At 71.2% G+C, this 21,865-nt stretch carries 18 protein-coding genes; 8 read left to right on the top strand and 10 right to left on the bottom strand.

Going from position 1 to position 21,865, the window contains the following annotated elements:
* A partial coding sequence (locus tag SK571_RS11440; RefSeq protein WP_319984012.1) for a helix-turn-helix transcriptional regulator occupies positions 1–521 on the bottom strand: 521 nt, incomplete at its 3' end.
* 98 nt (positions 522–619) lie between these two features.
* Here SK571_RS11440 and SK571_RS11435 point away from each other — a divergent pair.
* Complete coding sequence (locus SK571_RS11435; protein WP_319984011.1) at positions 620–4,735, top strand: nSTAND1 domain-containing NTPase; 4,116 nt, start codon at positions 620–622, stop codon at positions 4,733–4,735.
* On the opposite strand, the gene SK571_RS11430 is transcribed toward SK571_RS11435, so the two are convergent.
* Together SK571_RS11430 and SK571_RS11425 are read right to left on the bottom strand one after the other, a co-directional pair.
* The gene (locus tag SK571_RS11430; protein WP_319984010.1) at positions 4,690–5,355 is read right to left on the bottom strand and encodes a response regulator transcription factor; all 666 of its coding nucleotides are present in this window, start codon (positions 5,353–5,355) and stop codon (positions 4,690–4,692) included. The genes SK571_RS11435 and SK571_RS11430 overlap by 46 nt on opposite strands.
* On the bottom strand, positions 5,352–6,434 hold the full coding sequence (locus SK571_RS11425; protein WP_319984009.1) for a sensor histidine kinase: 1,083 nt from the start codon (positions 6,432–6,434) through the stop codon (positions 5,352–5,354). The genes SK571_RS11430 and SK571_RS11425 overlap by 4 nt, the downstream gene beginning before the upstream one ends.
* Positions 6,435–6,567: 133 nt before the next feature.
* Between SK571_RS11425 and SK571_RS11420 the strand changes: the two genes are divergently transcribed.
* The gene (locus tag SK571_RS11420; protein WP_319984008.1) at positions 6,568–6,864 is read left to right on the top strand and encodes a DUF6223 family protein; all 297 of its coding nucleotides are present in this window, start codon (positions 6,568–6,570) and stop codon (positions 6,862–6,864) included.
* Here the strand turns inward: SK571_RS11420 and SK571_RS11415 are convergent.
* From SK571_RS11415 to SK571_RS11400, 4 genes are all read right to left on the bottom strand, one after another.
* Positions 6,821–7,966 carry an ROK family protein gene (locus tag SK571_RS11415; RefSeq protein ID WP_319984007.1) on the bottom strand — a complete coding sequence of 382 codons (1,146 nt, stop codon included), beginning with the start codon at positions 7,964–7,966 and terminating at the stop codon, positions 6,821–6,823. The two genes, SK571_RS11420 and SK571_RS11415, sit on opposite strands and share 44 nt — an antisense overlap.
* A complete protein-coding gene (xylB, locus tag SK571_RS11410) occupies positions 7,963–9,387 on the bottom strand; it encodes a xylulokinase (RefSeq protein WP_319984006.1) in 1,425 nt (474 codons plus the stop codon). The genes SK571_RS11415 and xylB overlap by 4 nt, the downstream gene beginning before the upstream one ends.
* Before the next feature lies 1 nt (position 9,388).
* On the bottom strand, positions 9,389–10,540 hold the full coding sequence (xylA, locus tag SK571_RS11405) for a xylose isomerase (protein WP_266039930.1): 1,152 nt from the start codon (positions 10,538–10,540) through the stop codon (positions 9,389–9,391).
* A gap of 90 nt (positions 10,541–10,630) precedes the next feature.
* Positions 10,631–11,227: an SGNH/GDSL hydrolase family protein gene (locus SK571_RS11400; RefSeq protein ID WP_319984005.1), complete on the bottom strand. Its 597-nt coding sequence runs from the start codon at positions 11,225–11,227 to the stop codon at positions 10,631–10,633.
* 283 nt (positions 11,228–11,510) lie between these two features.
* Here SK571_RS11400 and fusA point away from each other — a divergent pair, with 283 nt between their 5' ends.
* Complete coding sequence (fusA, locus tag SK571_RS11395; RefSeq protein WP_319984004.1) at positions 11,511–13,496, top strand: elongation factor G; 1,986 nt, start codon at positions 11,511–11,513, stop codon at positions 13,494–13,496.
* A gap of 52 nt (positions 13,497–13,548) precedes the next feature.
* The gene (locus SK571_RS11390) at positions 13,549–14,310 is read left to right on the top strand and encodes an endonuclease/exonuclease/phosphatase family protein (RefSeq protein ID WP_319984003.1); all 762 of its coding nucleotides are present in this window, start codon (positions 13,549–13,551) and stop codon (positions 14,308–14,310) included.
* Here the strand turns inward: SK571_RS11390 and SK571_RS11385 are convergent.
* Positions 14,300–15,757, bottom strand: a complete 1,458-nt coding sequence (locus SK571_RS11385) for a hypothetical protein (RefSeq protein WP_319984002.1) — start codon at positions 15,755–15,757, stop codon at positions 14,300–14,302. The genes SK571_RS11390 and SK571_RS11385 overlap by 11 nt on opposite strands.
* Before the next feature lie 118 nt (positions 15,758–15,875).
* On the opposite strand from SK571_RS11385, the gene SK571_RS11380 reads away from it, so the two are divergent.
* The 4 genes from SK571_RS11380 to SK571_RS11365 all read left to right on the top strand — a co-directional run bounded on the left by SK571_RS11380 (position 15,876) and on the right by SK571_RS11365 (position 20,479).
* Positions 15,876–16,484 (top strand): hypothetical protein, encoded by a 609-nt coding sequence (locus SK571_RS11380; RefSeq protein WP_319984001.1) that lies wholly within the window; start codon positions 15,876–15,878, stop codon positions 16,482–16,484.
* A gap of 22 nt (positions 16,485–16,506) precedes the next feature.
* Positions 16,507–18,744, top strand: a complete 2,238-nt coding sequence (locus SK571_RS11375; protein ID WP_319984000.1) for a GH92 family glycosyl hydrolase — start codon at positions 16,507–16,509, stop codon at positions 18,742–18,744.
* 134 nt (positions 18,745–18,878) lie between these two features.
* On the top strand, positions 18,879–19,886 hold the full coding sequence (locus SK571_RS11370) for an NAD-dependent epimerase/dehydratase family protein (RefSeq protein WP_319983999.1): 1,008 nt from the start codon (positions 18,879–18,881) through the stop codon (positions 19,884–19,886).
* A 5-nt stretch (positions 19,887–19,891) separates the two neighbouring features.
* Positions 19,892–20,479, top strand: a complete 588-nt coding sequence (locus tag SK571_RS11365; RefSeq protein WP_319983998.1) for a phosphatase PAP2 family protein — start codon at positions 19,892–19,894, stop codon at positions 20,477–20,479.
* Here SK571_RS11365 and SK571_RS11360 read toward each other — a convergent pair.
* Both SK571_RS11360 and SK571_RS11355 read right to left on the bottom strand, forming a co-directional pair.
* Positions 20,389–20,985 carry a flavodoxin family protein gene (locus SK571_RS11360; protein WP_319983997.1) on the bottom strand — a complete coding sequence of 199 codons (597 nt, stop codon included), beginning with the start codon at positions 20,983–20,985 and terminating at the stop codon, positions 20,389–20,391. The two genes, SK571_RS11365 and SK571_RS11360, sit on opposite strands and share 91 nt — an antisense overlap.
* Complete coding sequence (locus SK571_RS11355) at positions 20,985–21,779, bottom strand: SDR family oxidoreductase (protein WP_319983996.1); 795 nt, start codon at positions 21,777–21,779, stop codon at positions 20,985–20,987. Before SK571_RS11355 ends, SK571_RS11360 begins: the two co-directional genes overlap by 1 nt.
* Positions 21,780–21,865 lie beyond the last annotated feature (86 nt).

The raw sequence follows: 21,865 nt of genomic DNA, 5'->3' as shown, positions 1-21,865 counted from the left end.
GAACGCACCGCCAGCGGGCGCCCTAGTCGCGAGACCAGTTGTGTGCGGTCGCGGCAGCCGAACTTCCTCAGCAGGTTCGACACGTGGTACTTCACCGCGCTCACGGTGATGAACATGGCCGCGGCGATCTCCGCGTTCTCCCGCCCCTCGGCCACCAGCCGCAACGTCTCCCGTTCGCGGACGGTCAGCGACGCCGGTGGCGGACCGGGCAGCAGCGAGGACACCAGCCGCGGCGACACCCAGCCGCCGAACCGGTGCACGTCGTGGACCGCCCGCACGATGTCCTCCGGCGGGTCGTCGGCGAGCACGAACCCGGTGACCCCCAGCCGCACCAGGCCTTCCACGGCGTCGAACGACGGCAGGACCGCGACCGTGCGCGGTCCTGCGGCGGCAACGTCGTCGGTCACGATCACGTCGGCGGGAGTGCCTGGGCGAGCCCACGGCACGGAGGCGAGGCGGGACGAGAGCCTGTCGGCCAGCAGGGCGTTGCACAGCGACAGCGAGACGAGGATGGTTCGCACATCCCGGTACAGTCGGCACAGGGCCGTATTTCCGCGTATCGGCTGCGTATAACGCCAGGTCGTTGTTACCGTTCCGCCGATCATCGGGGGTAGGGTGCGTGCGGTTCCGGGTGCTCGGTCCGATCGTCGTCGCGGCCGGCGAGGAAGAGACCCCGTTGCGGTCGGCGAAGCAGCGGATCCTGCTCGCGATGCTGGTGCGGCACGCGAACACGCCGGTCTCCGCGCAACGGCTGATCGAGGCGCTGTGGGAGGTCCCGCCCGCCTCCGCGCAGGAGAACGTCCGGCTGTACGTCCACCAGCTCAAGCGCGCTTTGGGGCTCGGCGACCGGATCACCCGCGAGCCTGCCGGGTACCAGCTCACGATCGAACCCGGTGAGCTCGACGCCGACCTCTTCGACCAGCTGACCGTGGACGGCGAACGGGCCCTCGCGGAAGGCGACCCGCACAAGGCCGCCGATCTGCTCGCCGAGGCGCTCGGCCTGTGGCGCGGCCCTGCCTACCCGGACCTGCCCGGCCAGTTCGCCGCGCGGCTGGACGAGGCCCGGCTGCGCGCCGCGGAGGCGCGTGCCGCGGCCGAACTGGCACTGGGCCGGCACGCCGGGGTGATCGGATGGCTGGCCGAGCTGGCCGAGGAGAACCCGTACCGGGAGCCGTTGCACGCCCAGCTGATGACCGCCCTCTACGGCGCGTCCCGCCAGGCCGAGGCGCTGGAGGTGTTCCGGCGGGCCCGTGAACGGCTCGTGGACGACCTCGGCATCGAACCCGGCGCCGAACTGCGCGGCCTGCACGAGACGATGCTGCAGGGCGCGCCGCCGAAGGAACCGGCGCCACCGAGACTCCCTCGCGCGGACTGCCCGTACCGCGGCCTGATGGCCTACCAGCCGGAGCACCACCCGTGGTTCTTCGGCCGTGACCACCTCGTCGACCTGGTCACGCGCCGGATCGACCGCCACCCCGTCGTCGGCGTGTTCGGCGCTTCCGGCAGCGGCAAGTCCTCGTTGCTGCGGGCCGGTGTCGTCGGCGGGCTCGACGCGACCTGGCGGCCGATCGTCATCACGCCGACCGCGCATCCGATGGCAACGCTCACGAACGCCCTCGCGTCGTTCACCGGCAAGCGGCCCGACCTCGGCGCGGACCCGGCGGCGTTCGACGTCGAGGTGCGCAACGCACTCGCGAACGGCCCGGACGACGTCCGCCTGCTGCTCGTCGTGGACCAGCTGGAAGAGCTGTTCACGTTGTGCGCCAGCGAAAGTGAGCGCTCACAGTTCATCGGGGTACTGCTGGACGCGGCCCAGGGACCGCACCGCCGCACTCGGGTCGTGCTGGGCGTCCGGGCGGACTTCCTCGCCCACGTCACGCAGCACCCCGGCCTGGTGCGAGCGCTGGCGGACGAGGCGACCGTGCTGGTCGGGCCGCCCTCGGGTGCCGATCTGCGCGACATCGTGCTGCGCCCCGCCTCGACGAGCGGGCTGTCCGTTGCCCCTGACCTGCTCGCGACCGTGCTCGCCGACGTGGACGCCGAACCGGGTGCGCTTCCGTTGCTGTCCCACGCGCTCGTCGAGACGTGGCAACGCTCGGGCACCGAGCTGACCCTGGCCGCCTACCGGGCCGGTGGCGGGGTCCGCGGTGCGATCGCGCAGACCGCCGAACGCGCCTACGCCGACTTCGGGGGCGCGGAACAGCAGGCCATGCGCCGGATCCTGGTGCGGCTCACCGCGTTCGGCGACGGCACCGAGGACACCCGCCGGCCGATCCGCCGCGCCGAGCTCGACGGCATCGCCGAGCATCAGGTGATCGACGGCGTGCTCGGCCGTCTGGTCACCGAGCGGCTGGTCGTGGTGGACGAGGGCACCGCCGAGATCGCGCACGAGGCGCTGATCCGCGCGTGGCCGCGGTTGCAGCGCTGGCTGTCCGACGACCGCTCGACGTTGCTGGTGCACCGCAGGCTGACCGCCGCCGCCCACACGTGGAGCGAGCTGGACCGCGACGAGGGCGCGCTCTACCGGGGATCGCAGCTGGTCACCGCGTCCGCCTGGGCCCAGGACCACCCCGGCGAGCTGAACGCGGCGGAGGAGGCGTTCCTCAGGGCGAGCCGCGAGCGCGACGAGGCCGAGCAGGTGACGGTGAAGCGCCGCAACCGGCTGCTCACCAGGCTCATCTCGATCATGGGCGTGCTGCTCCTGCTCGCCGCGGGCGGTGGTGGCGTCGCCTGGTGGCAGTCGCGGGAAGCCCAGCTGCGGCAACGGATCGAGCAGGCGCACCAGATCGCGCTGTCCGCACGCGGTCTCGTCGACACGGCGCCCGACCTGGCCGGCCCGCTCGCCATGTCGGCCTACCGCCTGCACGCGGACGGCGACACCCGAGGCGCGCTGCTGAGCACCGCCTCCGCGCCGCGCCGGCGCATCGAGCTGAACGCGGACGGCCCGCCCGTGCTCGACGTGAGCGTCTCGCACCGGGGTGACGTGATCGCGACGGCCGACCGGGACGGCCACGTCACGCTGTGGGAGCCGCGGACCCGGTCGCGCAAGCTCCTGCTCGCGGACCACAACGCCTTCACCGACGGTGGCTACGCCAGGCAGGCCGAGTTCAGCGCGGACGACAGGTTCCTCGCCTCGAACGCGTCGCTGCCCGCGCTGGGCGCAAGCCGTGGTGACGTGGTGGTGTGGGACCTCACGACCGGGAAAGCCGTGTTCTCCCGCCAGTTCGACGTCATCACCGCCGGGCTCGCGTTCCACCCGGCCGGGACGTCGTTCGCGGTCGGCGTCGCCGGTGGGGCCGTCGAGGTGTGGGACGTCGCCGCCCCGACCAGCCGGACCTTCCAGGGGCACGCCGAGGAGGTGACCGCGCTCGCGTTCAGCCCGGACGGATCGGTGCTGGTCACCGCGAACGGCAAGGAGCACCCGCTGGTGTGGGACGTCGCTTCCGGCGCCCGGATCGGCGAGATCCCCTCCCTGGAGGTCAACAACGTCGTCTTCGACGGCACGAGGATCGGCACCGCCACGTTGCGCGACGGGGTGAAGTTCTGGGACGTGCGCGGGAAGCTGCTGTCCGAACTGCCGAAGCAGGGCGCGTACGCGTGGGAGGCGTCGGAGCCGGTGGGCGGCCGGATGGCGGTGGCGGACGAGGACGGGCTCATCACCATCTGGGACGTCCGGACCGGCCGCCCGATCACGACCTACCGCGATCGCGGCCGCACCGAGTCGAGAGCGATCGCGCTGGGGCGTGACGGCACCCTGCTGGTCTCCGGGGGCTACGGACGGATCGTGGCGGTGCGCGAGGACGCCGTGCCGCCGTTCACCGGGCATTCCGGCGGCATCAACGACATCGACGTGTCCCACGGCACGGTCGCGTCCGCAGGTGACGACACAACCGTGCGGCTGTGGCACCTCGACGGCACCGCACTGGCCACTTTGGACGGTCATTCCGACCGGGTGGAGTCGGTGTCGTTCAGCCCGGACGGCTCCCGGCTGGCCGCGCTGACCCGTGACCACACCATCTCGATCTGGGACGTCGCCCGGCGGGAGCGGCTGTCGTCGTTGTCGTACAGCGGTCTGGGGGCGTCGACCGACATCGCCTTCCAGCCGGACGGGCGCGGGATCGTCACGGCCTCGCTCGGCCGGTTCCGGTGGAGCCTGCCGGAGCTGGAGCAGGGCGCGTTCTCCGGCGGGCCGTACATCGCGAGCGCCGTGGAGTTCACCCCGGACGGCCGCCTGCTGATCTCCACCGACCCGGCCGGCGGCGCGATGCTGTGGGATCTGGCCGGGGACAGGCTGGAACGGCGGGTCAGCACGGGCCAGGGCGACGTGCGTGACGTCGCGATCAGTCCCGATGGCACGAGGTTCGCGACGGCGGGCGCCAACCGGACGGTGAAGGTCTGGGACGTGGCCACGGGTGCCGAGCTGATGACGCTGACCGGCCATTCCGCGCCCGTGGTGGCGCTGGCGTTCAGCCCGTCCGGCACCGCGCTGGCGTCCGGGGGAGAGGACGACGCGGTCGTCGTGTGGGACCTCGGCACCCGTTCGGGCACCACGCTGACCGGGCACACCGGACCGGTGCAGACCGTGGCGTTCACGCGGGAGGACGAGCTGGTGACCGGCGCGAACGATGCGCGGATCATCCGCTGGTCGCTGTCCGTCGCGGACGCCGAGAACCGGATCTGCGCGGAGGCCTACCCGCGCTCGGAGGCCTGCGGGACCACCAGGCCCGACTCGTAGGCGATCACCACGAGCTGAGCCCGGTCGCGGGCGTGCAGCTTCGTCATCGCGCGGTTGACGTGGGTCTTCGCGGTGAGCGGGCTGATCACCATGCTCGCGGCGATCTCGTCGTTCGACAGGCCGCGGGCCACCAGCACGACGGCTTCGAGCTCTCTGTTGGTGAGGTGGTCGACGCTCAGGTTCTGCCGCAGCGGCTGGCTCACGTACCGGTCGATCAGCCTGCGGGTGATCGACGGGGACAGGAGGGCGTCGCCGCGGGCCGCGACCCGGACGGCGTGCAGGAAGTCCTCCGGCTGGACGTCCTTGACGAGGAACCCGGCCGCGCCTGCCTTCAGCGCGTGGAACACGTACTCGTCCAGGCCGTAGTTGGTGAGGATCACGACGTGCGTGCCCACCAGGGACGGGTCGGCGGCGATGTGCCCGGTGGCCTCGATGCCGTCCATCTCCGGCATCTGGATGTCGATCAGGGCGATGTCCGGGAGGTGTTTCCTGGCCTGGTCGAGGCCTTCCCGGCCGGTCCCGGCCTCGGCGACGACCTCGATGTCGTCCTCGGCTTCCAGCAACGCGCGGAAACCGCGGCGCATCAGCGGCTGGTCGTCGACCAGCAGGACGCGGATCACGGCTGTGCCACGGGGAGTTCGGCCTGCACGCGGAAACCGCCTTCGGTCCGGGGCGCCGCCTGGAGGTGGCCTCCCAGCGCGGTGACGCGTTCCCGCATGCCGAGCAGCCCGACACCCGGTGCGGTGTTCCCCGGTGCCGCCGTGCCGTCGTCGTCCACCTCGATGATCACCGTGTCCTCGCGGTAGCCGATGTGGATCCGCGCGGTCGCGGCGGCGGCGTGGCGGGCGATGTTCGTGAGCGACTCCTGCACGATCCGGTACGCCGTGCGCTCCACCGCTGCCGGCACGTCGTCGTGGCGGCCTTCGATCGTGAGCCGGGCGTCCAGGCCGGTGGCCCTGGCGCGCTCGACGAGTTCGGGGACGTCCTTGATGCCGTGCGGCGGGTTCTTGTCGTCGTCCCGCAGGGCTTCGAGCGTGGCGCGGAGTTCCCTGGACGCTTCCCGGCCCGCGTCGCGGATCACCAGGAGGGGTTCGGGCACGTCCTCGCCGCGTTTGCGGGCGAGGTGGACGGCGACCTCGGCCTGCAGCTTGATCACCGAGATCTGGTGGGTGAGCGAGTCGTGCAGTTCGCGGGCGATGTGCAGGCGTTCCTCGTTGGCCCGTCTGCGCGCCGTTTCCTCTTTGGTGCGTTCGGCTTCGTCGGCTCTGCGCTCGGCCTGCCTCAGCGCCTCACCGGCGGCCGCCGCGGCGATCAGCCACGCGATCTGCAGGACGTCGCGGGTCTGTGCGAACGCCTCGTACGTGGTGAGGTCGCGCGGCGAGGCGAGTGCGGCGAGGGGGAGCGTGGCGAGCATCAGGACGGAGCCGGCGAGCGTGAACACGCGGTGGCCCGCCCGCATCGTCGAGTAGACGGCGAACAGGAAGGCGATCACCGGCACGTCGGCGCCGGTGGCCTGGTAGCCGAGCGCGAGGAGTCCGGTCGCCGCGAGCACGGCTCTCGGCGACCGTGTGCGCGCGGTGAGAACCAGTCCGCTGGCGGCGAGCAGCGCGTAGCCGGGAACGGTCGCGGGGTGGCCCGCCACGACGAGACTCGTCGCGACTCCCGCGGCGATCGCCCAGTCCAGCCAGCGCTTGCTCATCCGTGCACCTTAATCCCCCGTTCGCGCTGGTAGATCCTTCAGCGGGAGCATTGTTGGACTACTGCGCGCGCAGTACAGCGGTGTCTGCGCCCGCACGACGACGTGACGCCGGTTCGGGGGTTGGCTGGTGCCCATGTTGCTTTCCGCTGCTTATGAAATGTCCGCCGGCCGCACGTTGTCGCTTGTCGGTGTGGTCATCGGTGTGCTCGGTCTGTTAGCGCTCACGCGGCGTGGTCTGTGGGCCGTCGTGCTGGGTGCGGTGGGGGCGGTGATCGGTGTCGCGGTGGTGTTGATGGCGAAGGGCGGCCCCGGCACCGGCTACGGCATCGTCGGTGGCTACGTGTCGCTCGCGGTGGGCGTGGCCGGTGTGGTGCTGGGCGGCCTCGCTATGCGAAGAGCCGCTCGGGCTGCTGCACCGCGCGCCTCGTGATCAGCCCGGCCGCACCCCGCACCACCGCGAACTCGCCGAGGGGCGAGGCGAGCAGCCGGGTGTGCCGTTCGCCGCCCGCGAGCACCCTGCCGTCCAGTTCGGACTGCACGGCCTCGCGGAGGTGGTCGTACAGCACGGCGTAGCTGCCGCCGAGCACGACAGTCGGGACGTCGAAGAGGTTCATCAGCGTCGCGATGCCGACCCCGAGCGCCTCCCCGGCCGTCCGCACGGCCGCCGCGGCCTTGGGGTCGCCCGCTTCGAGCGCCTTGCGCAACGAGTCGAGTCGGCGTCGTCCCGCCTCGCGCAGGATGACGTCGAGCCCCGCGTACCGCTCGACACAACCGCGGCTGCCACACGTGCAGCGGATGCCGTTGCGCTCGATCACGACGTGCCCGAGCTCGCCCGCGAACCCGCTGACCCCGCGGTAGACCTCGCCGCCGAGCACGACGCCCGCGCCGATGCCGACGTCCGCCGTCACGTGCACGAAGTCCTCGCCCGCCAGGTGCCGCGGCCACAGGTGGGCGAGCGCGGCGAGGTTCGCCTCGTTGTCGAGCTGGACGTCGAGACCGGTTCGCTCGCCGAGCCTCTCGGCCAGTCGTTCGCCGACGAGCTCGGGCAGGTTGGGCGCTCGGACGATGGCGCCGTCGTGCACGACACCGGGAAACGCGAGCCCCACCCCGAGCAGCGTGCGCTCGGAGCCGCCGGTGACCTCGCGGATCAGTCCGGCGACCCGGTCGAGCACCTCGTCCGCCGTGGCCTTGCGCATGTCGGCGGGGACGAGACGGCGTTCGAGCGTGGCGCCGTCGAGTCCGAGCGTCTCGACGGCGAGGTGGCTGACGTTGATCTCCGCACCGACCGCGACCGGCCCGGCGGGGTGGAAGCGCAACGGCTTGGACGGCCTGCCCATGCCCGCGAGCGTGGCGGGTTCCTCCACCAGGATCCCGCCCGCCAGCAACGGCTCGGTGAGGTTGGACAGGGTGGCCTTCGTCAGGCCGGTGCGCGCCGCGAGGTCGGCGCGCGAACCGGGGCGGTCGACGAGGGCGAGCAGCACCGTGCGCAGGTTGCCGAGGCGAACCTGCCGCAGGTGGTCGACGGTGGTCATCGACTCAAGTATCGCTGTGCCGCGTCCCCGTACCGCGCCCGGATCTCCGTCACCGCCTCCGCCTCGTACCGCGTGCTGTCCGCCAGCGTCCACTCAGGAGGCGTCGCCCCGCCGGTGAGCGTCCACGCGGCCTGCCGCGCCGCACCGTTCGCCACGTACTCATCCGGCGCGGGCACCGTCACGGGCACACCGAACACCATCGGCGCGATCTCCCGCACCGCAGGAGAAACCGCTGCTCCTCCAACGAGCCGCACGCCTGTGACGTCCGCACCTTGCTCAGCGAGCGCGTCGAGGCCCACCGCAAGACCGCACAGCATGCCTTCGACGGCCGCACGGGCGATGTTCGCGGGCGTGGCGTTGGTGAGCGTCAGTCCGTGCAACGCACCCGTCGCGTCCGGCAGGTTCGGCGTCCGCTCGCCTTCCAGGTACGGAACCATCACCACGCCCTCCGCACCGGGCTTCGCGGACAGCGCGAGGTCGCTGAGCCGGGCGAGGTCGACGCCCAGCATGCGGGCCGTCGCGTCCAGCACGCGGGCGGCGTTCAGGGTGCAGGCCAGCGGGAGGTAGCGGCCCGTGGCGTCGGCGAACCCCGCCACGATGCCGGACGCGTCCGTCGCCCGCACTTCGCTGGTCGCGGTGACGACACCGGAGGTGCCGAGCGACACCACGACGTCGGTGCCGCCGCCCACCCCGAGCATGGCCGCCGCGTTGTCGCCGGCACCCGCGCCGAGACGGACCGTCTCGTCTCGTCGGCCTCCCGCATCCGAGCCGAGACGAGACGGTCCGTCTCGCCATTCGGCGGGGCCGAGGATCTGCGGCAGCACCACGTCGGAACGGCCGAGCGCGAGAGAGAGCAGGTCAGGCACGTACTCGTTCGACACCGAGTCGAAGTAGCCCGTGCCGGACGCGTCCGAGCGGTCGGTGACCAGGTCGGAGAGCGACCCGGTGCCGCGCAGCCGCCACGTCAGCCAGTCGTGCGGCAGGCAGACGGCGGCGGTGCGCTTGGCGTTGGCCGGTTCGTGCTGGGCGAGCCAGCGCAGCTTCGTGATCGTGAACGATGCGACCGGCACGAGGCCGATCCGCGCCGCCCACGTGTCCGCGCCGAGCTCGTCCGTCAGCGAGGCCGCGGCCGCCGCGGAACGGGTGTCGTTCCACAGCAACGCCTCGCGCACGACCTCGCCGTCCTCGTCGAGGCAGACCATGCCGTGCTGCTGCCCGGCGACGCTCAGCGCCGCGACGTCGGACAGTCCGCCGGCGTCGGCGAGCGCGGACTGCAGAGCCGACCACCAGTGCGAGGGGTGCACCTCGGTGCCGTCCGGGTGAGCCGCGCGGCCCTCCCGGACGAGCCTGCCGGTCTCCGCGTCGCGAACCACGACCTTGCACGACTGCGTCGAGGAGTCGACGCCGGCGACGAGCGTCATGTCAGCGCGCTCCCGTGAGGTGCTCGAGGGCGAGCTGGTTGAGCCGGACGAAGCCGTAGCCGCGCTCGCCCGCCTGGTCGGGGTCGAACCCGGTGTCCTTGATCAGGTCGTCGTAGGACTCGCCGGCGTTGAGCGTCGGCTGCGAGAGCTCCGCGACACCCGCCACGGCCAGCGCCTCCTGCACCTCGGGGTCCGCGCGGAACGCGGCCGCGCGGTCGCGAAGCAGCAGGTAGGTGGCCATGTTCGCCTTGGCCGAGTCCCAGACGCCCGTGATGTCCTCGGTCCGCGACGGCTTGTAGTCGAAGTGCCGTGGCCCGTCGTAGCCGGCGGTCTCCAGCAGGTCGACCAGCGCGAACGCGTTCATCAGGTCGCCGTGCCCGAACACCAGGTCCTGGTCGTACTTGATGCTGCGCTGACCGTTGAGGTCGATGTGGAACAGCTTGCCGTGCCACAACGCCTGTGCGATGCCGTGCACGAAGTTCAGCCCGGCCATCTGCTCGTGCCCGACCTCGGGGTTCAGGCCGACCAGTTCGGGCCGGTCGAGCGAGGTGATGAACGCGAGCGCGTGCCCGACCGTCGGCAGCAGGATGTCGCCGCGCGGCTCGTTGGGCTTCGGCTCGAGCGCGAACCGGATGTCGTAGCCGCGGTCGGTGACGAACTGCGTCAGCAGGTTCATGGCCTCGCGGTACCGGTCGAGCGCCGCCCGCACGTCCTTGGCCACGTCGTACTCGGAGCCCTCACGGCCGCCCCACAGCACGAAGGTCTTGGCGCCGAGCTCCGCCGCCAGCTCGACGTTGCGCAGCACCTTCTGCAGCGCGAACCGCCGCACGCCGCGGTCGTTGCTGGTGAAGCCGCCGTCCTTGAAGACCGGGTGGCTGAACAGGTTCGTCGTCACCATCGGGATGACGAGGCCGGTTTCGGCGAGCGCGCCCTGCAACCGGCTGATCTGCTGGTCGCGGTGCGTCGCCTCGAAGCCGAACAGGTCGTCGTCGTGGAACGTCAGCCCGTAGGCGCCCAGCTCGGCGAGCCGGTGCACCGCCTCGACCACGTCGAGTTCGGGGCGCGTGGCCTCGCCGAACGGGTCGCGGCCCTGCCAGCCCACGGTCCACAGACCGAAGGAGAACTTGTCCGCCGGAGTGGGCGTGCTCATCATCCACCTCATTCGTTCAATGCTTGAACTTAGTGCGGACAGTACGACGCCACGGCCGTGATCGCAACGTCAGAGACGCATGGTCGTAATCGCTCAGACACGTCGCCGGTCCGCAGCGGCCTCGACCGCGGGCGCCAGGGCCTCGGCGATCGCGCGGTAGCCGGCGGCGGACGGGTGGAAGCGGTCGGCGGCGAACAGCGAGGGATCGGCGGCGAACCGCGGGGTGACGGCGCGTTCGACGTGGGCGACGACCCCGCCGGCCCGGATGACGGCCTGCTGCTGCACCTGGGCGTAGTCACGGCTCACGGCCGACACGACGTCGCGCAACGCGGGCGGTACGTGCGAGACGATGCTCAGGTCCGGTGCCGTGGCGACGACGACCTCGGCCCCCGCCGCGCGCAGGTCTGCGACGGCGTCGTGCAGTTGCCGGGCGCCGACGTGGGCGGGGACGAACCTGGTCAGGTCGTTCGCGCCGATGACCACCACCGCGACGTCGGCTCGGCTCGCGACCGCGATGCGCACCTGGGCGCGCAGATCGGCCGAGCGGGCACCGGCGAACGCGTGCACGGCGAGGTCGACCCGATGTCCCGCCTTTCGCAGGCGTTCGGCGAGCAACGGGCCGAGCGTGTCCTCCCGGCGCGTGCTGCCCACTCCGGCGGCGATCGAGTCGCCGAGCAAACACAGGCGCATGTCCGTTGAACGAAGAGCGTTGTGGAGGTGTTCCACCTCAAATGCGTTGTGAGGCACCGCTCATGTGTCTACACTCCACGATCATCATCACCGAGACGAGAGGAGACCGGCCGTGCGTACCGCCGCCGTCGTCCTCCCGTCCCGTTTCGACGTGATCCTCGTGTCCTCGCACCCCGGTCGCCTGCTGCGCGCCGGGCGCCGGACTGTCTGACGAACTCCCGAGCGGAGCTCGCCGGGTCATCGCGCTGACCCCGTAAGTCCTTGACACCAAAGGCACAAAGCCATGCGCACGATCACGTTGAACGCTGTCCGCAACCTCGGCATCCTCGCCCACGTCGACGCGGGCAAGACCACGCTCACCGAACGCGTCCTGTTCGCCACCGGCAGCACCTACAAGCGCGGCGAGGTCCACGACGGCACCACCGTCACCGACTTCGACCCGCAGGAACGCGATCGCGGCATCACGATCTTCGCCGCGGCCGTGACCTGCACGTGGGACGGCCATCGCATCAACCTCATCGACACACCGGGACACGTCGACTTCGCCGACGAGGTCGAACGGTCCCTGCGCGTGCTCGACGGGGCCGTCGCGGTGTTCGACGGTGTGGCCGGAGTGGAGCCGCAGAGCGAATCGGTGTGGCGGCAGGCGGATCGGTACGGCGTGCCCAGGATCGCGTTCGTCAACAAGCTCGACCGGGCGGGCGCGGACCTCGACCAGGTCGTCGAGTCGATCCGCACGCGGCTGCACACCGTGCCGCTCGTCGTGCAGCTGCCGATCGGCGTGGAGGACGGGTTCCGCGGCGTCGTCGACCTGGTGCGCATGCGTGCGCTGATCTGGGACGACGGCATGACCGAGGGACCTGTGCCGGAAACGCTGCTGGCAGAGGCACAACGACGGCGCCGCCTCCTGGAGGAGGCGGTGGCGGAGCTGCATCCCGAGGCGTTGGAGGAGTTCTTCGCACAGGGCCTGTCCGAGCAGACGTTGAGAGACGCTCTGCGGGAACTGACCCGGCGCGGCCAGGCCACCGTCGTGCTGTGCGGCTCGGCGTACCGCAACCGCGGAGTCGAGGCGTTGCTGGACGCGGTGATCGCGTACCTGCCGTCCCCTGTGGACGTTCCGCCGGTGCGGGGCGTCGACGGTCAGGAACGGCAGCCGGATCCGGACGCGCCGTTCGCGGCACTGGTGTTCAAGGTGAACGCCACCGCCACCGGACGGCTCGCGTACGTCCGCGTCTACTCGGGCACCCTCCACAAGGGAGACACGGTGCAGGTGGGTGGCCGCAACGAACGCATCGGACGGATCCTGCGCGTCCAGGCCGACCGGCACACGCCGGTCGACGAGGCCGTCGCGGGCGACATCGTGGCGCTGGTGGGGCTGAAGTCGGCCCGCACCGGGACGACGTTGTGCGCCCCCGAGGCACCGTTGTCGCTCGAACCCGCGGTGTCGGCCGATCCGGTCGTGTCGGTGGCCGTGGAGACGCGGACCAGCGCGGACAACGCGCGGCTGACCGAGGCGCTGGCGCACCTGGTCGACGAGGACCCGTCCCTGCGGTTCGGGACGGACCCGGAGACCGGTCAGACGGTGCTGTCCGGCCAGGGTGAGCTGCACCTGGAGGTCTCGGTGGAGAAGGCGCGCACGCTGCACCGCATCGAGCTCACCATGGGACGGCCGCGCGTCTCGTACCGCGAGACCGTGGGCACGGGCGTCACGGGATTCGTCTACCGGCACGTCAAGCAGGACGGAGGGCAGGGACAGTTCGCTCACGTCGTGCTCGACACCGAGCCGCTGGAGACCGGTTTCGAGTTCCGCTCGGCCGTCACCGGCGGGCGCGTGCCGCAGGAGTTCGTCCGCGCGGTCGAACAGGGCTGCCGGGACGCGCTGGCCGAGGGACCTCTCGGCCACCCGGTGACCGGTGTGCGGGTGACGCTCACCGACGGGTCCACGCACGTCAAGGACTCGTCGGAGATGGCGTTCCGCACGGCGGGCCGGCTCGGGCTGCGCGAGGCGCTGAAGGCCGGCGCCATGACGTTGCTCGAACCGATCGCCGAGGTCACGGTGACCGTGCCGGAGGAGTACCTCGGTGGCGTGCTGGGTGATCTGGCGACGCGCCGGGGCAGGATCCTCGGTTCGGAGGCCAGGCTCGGTGCGACGGTGGTGACGGCGAGCGTGCCGTTGGCGGAGATGTTCGGCTACGTGACGAGGTTGCGCAGCCGGACGCAAGGCCGTGGCAGCTTCACCGCCACCCCGACCGGTTACGCGCCTGCATAGTCAAGAGCAGGCCCGCCCTGATCCAGGGCGGGCCTGTGCCATGATCGGCCGAGTGGACCCATTGAGCGTCATGTCGTTCAACCTCCGGTACGCCTCGGCCGCCGAGCCGAACTCGTGGGCCGCCAGACGCCTGGTCATGGCCCAGTTCCTGCTCAAGGAACGGCCGGCCCTGCTCGGCACGCAAGAAGGCCTGTACGGACAGTTGAACGACATCGCGCACGATCTGCCGGACCACTACGACTGGATCGGCCTCGGCCGCGCGGGCGGCAGCCACGACGAGTTCATGGCGATCTTCTTCGACACGCTCCGCCTGCGACCGCTGGAGTTCGACCACCACTGGCTGTCCGCCACCCCGGACGTCGTGGGTTCCCGGTCGTGGGGCAACAACGTGATCCGCATGGTCACGTGGGTCCGGTTCGCGGACCGCCTGACCGGCAAGCAGTTCGTGGCCGTCAACACGCACTTCGACCACGAGTCGGCGCATTCCCGCCTGTGCAGCGCGGAGTTCGTCCGCGACCGCCTCCAGGCCCAGACGCTGCCGGTCGTGCTCACCGGTGACTTCAACGACGTCCCCGGCTCACCGGCCTACACCACCCTGACGTCCGGACTGGCCGACTCGTGGCTCGCGGGCCCGCGGACGACCCCGGCGTACGGGACGTTCCACGGGTACGGCCCGCTCGTCCCGGACGGCCCGCGCATCGACTGGATCCTCACCCGCGGCGCCACGGTCGAGGCCGCCGCGATGAACGCCTTCCAGCTGAACGGCCAGTACCCGTCCGACCACCTCGCCGTCCAGGCGTTGATCAGGATCTAGGCGCCCACTCCGGCGGCAGGTCGTGGGAACAGGTCGGCGCACCGGCCGCCCGCGCCTGCCGCAGGCCGAGGTACGGCCCGGCGATCTGCGCTCGCGGCAACGGGGCCAGCGCCGTGATCGCGTCACCCGCGGCCAGCACCTGGCGCCGCATGCGTTCGTGGTCGACGGCCAAAGCGCCGAACGAGGGCGCCCAGAGCGTCCACGGCCCGGAGATCATCGCCATCGTCGGGATCAGGTGCGAGTGGAAGTGCGTGCCGATGCCGCCGAACGAGCACTGCGGCGGCACCCGGCCCGGTACCGGCGGATCACTGCCCGGCAGGACGAAGGTGCGCTCGACCGAACGTCCGGCCAGCGCCGTGGTCGCGGTCCGCGCCAGCACCGGGCTGCCCGCGAACCAGCCGGACGGCTCGGCCAGTCCCGTCGGCTGGAGTGAGCCGTCGCGAGGCAGGAACTCCCGCGTCCCGAGGTGTTCCAGCACGAACGCGAACGCGACGGAACCCGAGTCGTACTCGGCGTCGAGCGCGCGGGCGCGGAACTCGCTGCCCTCCGCCGGGCGGTGCAGGTGGCCCGTCGCGAAGACGAACTCGAGGGTGCGCGGCCGGCAGCGCAACGGCAGGCGCGCGAAGTGCTCTGCCAGCGCCAGCAGCGCGACGGTTCCGTTCTCCTGCACCCACCCCACGCCGTCGGTGTTGGTGTCGAGGACGATCCGTTCGCTGCTCAGGCCGGGCAGTGTCGCGACCAGCGAGCGCGTGACGGCCGGGGCGCGCGCGGCGAGGACGCCGATGGTCGTCCGGGTGCCCGGCACGAGCCTCGCGGCCGCGTCGGAGCCGACGAACACGCCCGGCACGCGGTAGTGGGTGCCGAGGTGCGGGTCCCAGTAGCCCTTCACCTGCTCGTGCGGGAACGGGAAGGCGACGACGACCCCGGCGGCGCCGGCCTTGCCCGCATCGACCATGTCCCGGTCCAGCAGCGGTTCGGCGAGGTAGCCGCGGTCGAGGGCGGGGAAGTCGCGCAGGACGACCCTGCCGCCGGCGTTCGCGGCGGTGATCGGGGTGCCGGTGGGCAGGCGGACCAGTTCGCCGGAACGCAGGCCGGGATCGGAGTAGGGGATCGCGCCGGCGACCGGTACGACGCCGTCCGCGAACAGCAGACCGGGACCTGGTTGCCAGCGCTGGATCGCGAAGTGCTCGGACCGCACGGACACCCCCGGCAGCCGGTCCACGCGGTGTTCCAGCCAGGAGATCAGGCGGTCGTGGGCAGGGCTGCCGGTCGCACGGACGCCGAACCCGGCGACGGTGGCGTTGAGAGCGCGAAGCTGGGGAGCTGTGGCGAACGACCGCTCGTCGACCGCGGGGGAGCAGTCGGCCGACGCCAGGGCCGGAGTGGTCAGTTGGAGGGCGAAAACCGTTACGACACCTATGGATGCGATGCATCTGGCGGGCTGCACGAGGCTCACTGTGTCCCTCGTGCGGGGCCCTCACAATCCGCTGTCCAGGTAGCCCGAGTGAGACCCTGTCAACGGTGAACAGAAATGGTTTAAACCAATCTCCGCTACGGTCCGCCAGATGCGCTTGAAATCGACGTTCGGCCGCGTCGCGGTGATCGCGTGCGCGGTGCTGTTCACGCTCAGCTCGACGGCGGTGGCGAACGCCTCGCACGGCCGCGAGTGCGCCACCCCGTCCATCGACCGGTTGCAGCAGTGGATCGCCAGTGGTGAAGGTGCCACCGAGCCCGCGACCGGCAGCATCCTCGTGCCCAGAGGACGGCACGGGCACACGGCGAAGATCAAGTTTCTGGCCGACGACTGGGCGGTGATGGTCGTCTGGCTCGGCAACAAGTTCGAGGCAGAGGCGGACCTGTCCGAGTCGGCGGGTTTCTGGATGACCTACCGCGCCACCAACGACCTCTACGTCCAGCTGCGGCCCGCGTCGTTCTGGAGCGGTGGCGACAAGTGGGTCACCAGGGTGCCGTCCACCGGCGGCAAGCTCGTGAAGCGGTTCTTCAGTTTCAAGACAAAGAACTGGACATACCTGCCCGCGCTCGGCAAGCCGTCCTACCCGCTCGCCGACGCGCTCGACGACGCCCGTGGCCTGGTGTTCGTCGGCAACACGAAGAACGACCTCGAGTTCCAGAGCCTGGAGATCGACGGCTACCGGCCACCCTGCGTTTACTGAAATCCGGTTATCGTCCCGGGACGTGAGAGCGCTCCCGGTCTTCCTGGTCACTGTCCTCACCGCCGCGCTGGCGACTCCCGCGAGTGCGGCGGTGAGAGACGACACCCGCTACGTCGACCCGCTGATCGGCTCGGCGGGCGGCGGCAACACCTATCCGGGCGCCGTCCGGCCGTTCGGGATGATCTCGTGGAGCCCGACGTCGACCCGGGGCGACCAGACGAACACGGGCGCCGCCAACGGTTACGCGTACGACGCGACGAGGGTGCGCGGGTTCAGCCTCACGCACGTCAACGGCGCGGGCTGCCACCCCGGTGCCGCCGGGGACATCCCGATCATGCCGCACGTCGGTGAGATCACCTCGTCGCCGACCGCGGACACCAAGGACCAGATCTTCGCGAGCGACTTCTCCCACGCCGACGAGAAGGCCGAGGCGGGCCGCTACCGGGTGGGCCTGAAGTCCGGTGCCACGGCGGACCTCTCCGTGACGACCCGCGCGGGCATCGGAGAGTTCACCTTCCCCGTCAACGGTTCGCTGCTGTTCCGCACCTCGAACTCGCTCAACGGCAGCGAGGACGCCGACATCACGATCGACCCGGCGACCGGCTCGGTCTCGGGTTCGGTGCTCACCGGCGCGTTCTGCGGCCGGCGCGCGAACGGCGGCACGAACAACCAGAAAACCTACTACCGCCTGCACTTCACGGCGTCTTTCGACCGCCCGATCTCGGCTCACGGCACCTGGGTGAACGGTGAACTCAGGCCCGGCAGCACCACCGCGAGTGGCGGCGAGGGTTACCTGACCGGAAGTGCACGCGCCGGCAAGGGATCCGGCGGTTATGTGTCCTTCGCGGACAAAGAGGTGAGGATGCGCGTCGGCATCTCCTACACCAGCCTCGACGCGGCCAAGCGCAACCTCGCGGCGGAGATCCCGAAGCGCGCGACCGTCGCGGACGTGGCGAAGGAGGCGAAGAAGGCCTGGGCGAAGCAGTTGCGCGCGGTCGAGATCGACGGCGGCACCGCGGACGAGCGGACGATCTTCTACACCGCGCTCTACCACACCTTCCTGCAGCCCAACGTGATCAGCGACGTGGGCCGCGAGGTGCGGTACGGCAACTTCTCCGGCTGGGACCAGTACCGCGCCCAGACCCAGCTGCTGGCCCTGCTCGCACCGGACGTCGCGAGCGGGTACGCCCAGTCGTTGCTGCGGACTTCGCGCGAGAACGGCGGCGTGTGGGACCGCTGGGTCCACATCACCGGCCCGACGCACGTCATGACCGGCGACCCGTCCGCCCCGGCGATCGCGGGCATGTACGCCATGGGCGCCAGGGACTTCGACGTGCGGGCGGCCTACGACTCACTGCTGCGGCAAGCGACCGTCCCGCACCCGGACGGGCTGTCCGACAAGGGCTGTCCCGGTCAGTGCGAGGGCCAGCGCCCAAATCTCGCCGAGTACATGCGGCTCGGCTACGCCCCGCACGACACCTGCCACTGCTGGGGAGGCGCCGCCGAGACACTCGAGGACTCCGTCGCCGACCAGGCGCTCGCCGACCTGGGCCGCAGGCTCGGCCGCCCCAGCGCGGAGATGGAGAAGCGCGCGGGCTGGTGGCGCAACACCTTCAACCCCGCCACCGGCCACCAGCAGGCCCGCAAGGCCGACGGCACCTGGGTGACGCCGTTCAACCCGGCCTCCGACCAGGGCTTCGCGCAGGGCAGCAGCGCCACCTACACGTGGATGGTGCCGCACGACGTCCAAGGCCTGGCCGAGGCCATGGGCGGCAAGGACGTCGCGGTCTCCAGGCTCGACGGGTTCTTCAAGCGCGCGGACGGCTCGTGGGCGACGGGCGGTGACGCGCTGCGGTACGACCCGACGAACGAGCCGGGCATCCACACGCCGTGGATCTACAACGAGCTCGGGCAGCCGCGCAGGACGCAGGAGACGGTGCGGGCGATGGCGAGGCTGGTCTACCGCACCGGCCCGTCCGGCCTGCCCGGCAACGACGACCTCGGCACCATGTCGGCCTGGTACGTCTTCGCCGCGCTCGGCCTGTACCCGCGCACGCCGAGCAGCGCCGAGCTGCACGTCTCCAGCCCGATGTTCCCGAAGGCCCGGATCACCGCGAAGAACATCACGGTCCTCGCCACCGGCACACCGGGCGTCCACGTGCAGGAGACGCGGTGGAACGGCCGCAGGATCTACCAGCCGTGGTTGCCCGAGACGTTCGTCAAGCACGGAGGGGTGCTCGTCTCACGTCTTGAAGGGTGAACCGGCCCCCTCGGCACGGGTGCGCCCGCGTCGCGCGGAGGGCTTTGCCCTTTGTCACGAACATTGTCCTGCAGGCGGTTCTCCACATCACCTGAACGGGTATCCGGCACCACAGGCCGACACCCGGAGGAACCATGCCCGCACGCAAGATCGTCGTCACCGGAGCGAGTGGCAACGTGGGAACGGCGCTCTTGCGCAGGCTGGCCGAGGAACCGGACGTCGAGGTGCACGGCATCTCGCGGCGCCCGCCCGCCGACGCGCCGCCCTACCGCGGCGTGCCCTGGACGCCCGTCGAGATCGGCCGTGCCGGCGCCGAGGAGGTGCTGCGCACCGCGTTCGAGCAGGCCGACGCCGTCGTGCACCTGGCCTGGCTCATCCAGCCCTCGCGGGACGAACGGCAGCTGTACCGGACGAACGTGGCCGGATCCGCCCAGGTCTTCGGCGCGGCGGTGAAGGCCGGTGTGCCGCACCTGGTCCACATGTCGTCGGTCGGCGCGTACTCACCCGGCAGCAAGGACCGTCGCGTCGACGAGTCGTGGCCCGTCGACGGCGTGAGGACGTCCTTCTACAGCAGGCACAAGGCCGCCGTGGAGCACATGCTGAACAAGTTCGAGTCCGACCTGCTCATCTCCCGGCCGCGGCCCGGCCTGATCCTGCAGTCCGATGCCGGATCCGAGATCCGCGACTACTTCCTCGGCAGCCTGGTGCCCAGAGCCGTGTTCCGGCACCGGATTCCCGTCCTGCCGATTCCGCGCGACCTGGTGCTGCAGTTCGTGCACGCGGACGACGTCGCCGACGCAGTCGCGCGGATCCTGAACCAGCGGCTGCACGGCGGGATCAACCTCGTGGCGGACCCCGTCATCACTCCCCGGGCGCTGGCCGAGGTGCTCGGGGGCCGGCACGTCACCGTTCCCCCGAAGCTGATGCGGTCACTGGCGAACGTCACCTGGAGGCTGCACCTGCAACCCACTCCGCCGGGATGGGTCGACCTGGCCCTGAAGTCCCCGCTGCTGGACGCTTCGCGCGCCAGGACGGAGCTCGGCTGGAAGCCGGAGTTCGACGCGCAGGAGGCGCTCAAGGCGATCGTGCTGGGGCTGGGGCAGGGGCGGGAGGTTCCGGCCAGCCCGGTTCTGGGTAGATGAGCCACATGACAGGTGAGGACGAATTGGAGGAACTCGACGAGGACTCGCTGCACAACAGCGAGGCGTTGCCCACCAGACGTCCGCACCCGATCATCATCGCCGCCAGCCTGACCGCGCGGGGTGGCCTCCTGTGGCTGCCCGTCGCCGGGCTGCTCGCGTTGTGCGGCAAGAGGAAGACCGCGAAGCGCGCGCTCACCGCGGCCGTGGTCGCCATGCCGCTGGGGCACCTGGTGAGCGTGATCGTGCACCGGCGCCGGCCCCAGGTCGCGACCATGCCGGCACGGCAGGCGTTGCCGGAACACCCGGACTCGTCGTCGTTCCCGTCCAAGCACGCGGTGACGGCGGCCGCGTTCGGCACCGCCACCGCGCTGGCGGACCGCGATGCCGCCTTCTTCGTGACACCGGTGGTGTTGCTGGTCGCCTACAGCCGCCTCAGGACCCGTGTGCACTGGCCCACGGACGTCCTGGGCGGCTTGGCGATCGGCGCGGTCGTGGCGCTGGCTCAGGCCGGGATCGGGCGTTCCGCCAGGGCCAGGGCGACGGCGTGCAGGTTGGCGGCCATCGTGCGGGCGGTGTTCTCCGACCACTCGTGACCCTCGTCGGTGTCGGCGTAGCTGGGACCGGGGCCGGGACCTCGGTTCCAGTACGTCCACGCCTGGCCGGGGATCGTGTAGCCGATGTCGCCGAGACCGCCGCAGATCTCGCTGATCACGTGGTGCGCGCCGTCCTCGTTGCCGGTCACCACGACCCCCGCGACCCGGTTGTAGGCCACCGGCCGGTCCTGGTCGTCGGTCTCGGAGATCATGGCGTCCATCCGTTCCAGCGCCCGTTGCGCGAGCGACGACGGACGGCCGACCCACGTCGGGGTCGCGAACACCAGGATCTCGGCGTCGAGCAGCAGTCGGTGGACGTTCGGCCACTCGTCGCCGCCGCCGAGGTCGGTCACGACGCCGGGCGGGATCTCGTGGTCGGCCAGCCGGAACGAGGTGACCTCGACGTCCTTCTTGGTCAGCTCGTCGATCACCACCTGGGCGAGCAGGTCGGTGTTGGACTGCTCCGGTGACTTCTTCAAGGTGCAGTTGAGCACCACGGCACGCATCAGGTCTGCCTCCACTTCTCGTCGGTCATGAGCTGGCTCGCCTGCGGCCCCATCAACGACATCCCGCCGTCCACGACGAGCGACGCCCCGGTCACGTAGCTGGCGGCCGGGGTCGCCAGGAACGCCACCACGGCGGCGACCTCGTGAGCACTGCCCGGCCTGCCGAGCGGCACGCCCGGACGGGCCTGGGTGTTGGGATCGACGTCCTCCTGCCCGGTCATCGGCGTCGAGATCTCGCCCGGTGCCACCGAGTTGACCGTGATGCCGTGTTCGGACAGTTCGAGGGCGAGGACCTCGGTGAGCGCGCCGAGCCCGGCCTTCGCGGCGCAGTACGGCGCGGCGCCCACGCGCGGCAGGTGCTCGTGCACGGACGTGATGTTGATGATCCGTCCGCCGCGTCCGGCCTCGATCATGTGCCTGGCCGCGCGCTGACAGCACAGGAACGCGCCGTCCAGGTCGACCGAGAGCACCGATCGCCAGGTGTCGAAAGGCATGTCCAGTGCCTTCTGGCTGCTCCCGGTGCCGGCGCAGTTCACCAGGACGTCGACGCCGCCCAGTTCGGCGGCCAGCTCGTCCACGACGCCGGTCGCGTCCGGCAGGTCGGTGAGGTCCAGTTGCCGCACCGCGCAGCGCGCACCGGCCTCGCGGACCTCCTGAGCCGTCTTCCCGGCTCCTTCGGCGTCCTCGTGGTACGTGATGCCGACGTCGACGCCACCGCGTGCCAGCGCGACGGCCACGGCCTTGCCGATGCCGGAGTCCGAACCGGTCACCACGGCGTAGCGGGGTGTGTTCATCTGAAGTCCTTCGAGGAGACATCGTCGTTCAGGACGGGGAGGAATCGGACCTCTGCGGAGCACGGCGGGAGCAGCCGTGTCGCCGC

The sequence above is a fragment of the Lentzea kristufekii genome, from assembly GCF_033949925.1.
Lineage (GTDB): Bacteria > Actinomycetota > Actinomycetes > Mycobacteriales > Pseudonocardiaceae > Lentzea > Lentzea kristufekii.
Note: the sequence above shows the minus strand (reverse complement) of the source record. Positions and strands in the feature narration are given on the sequence as shown.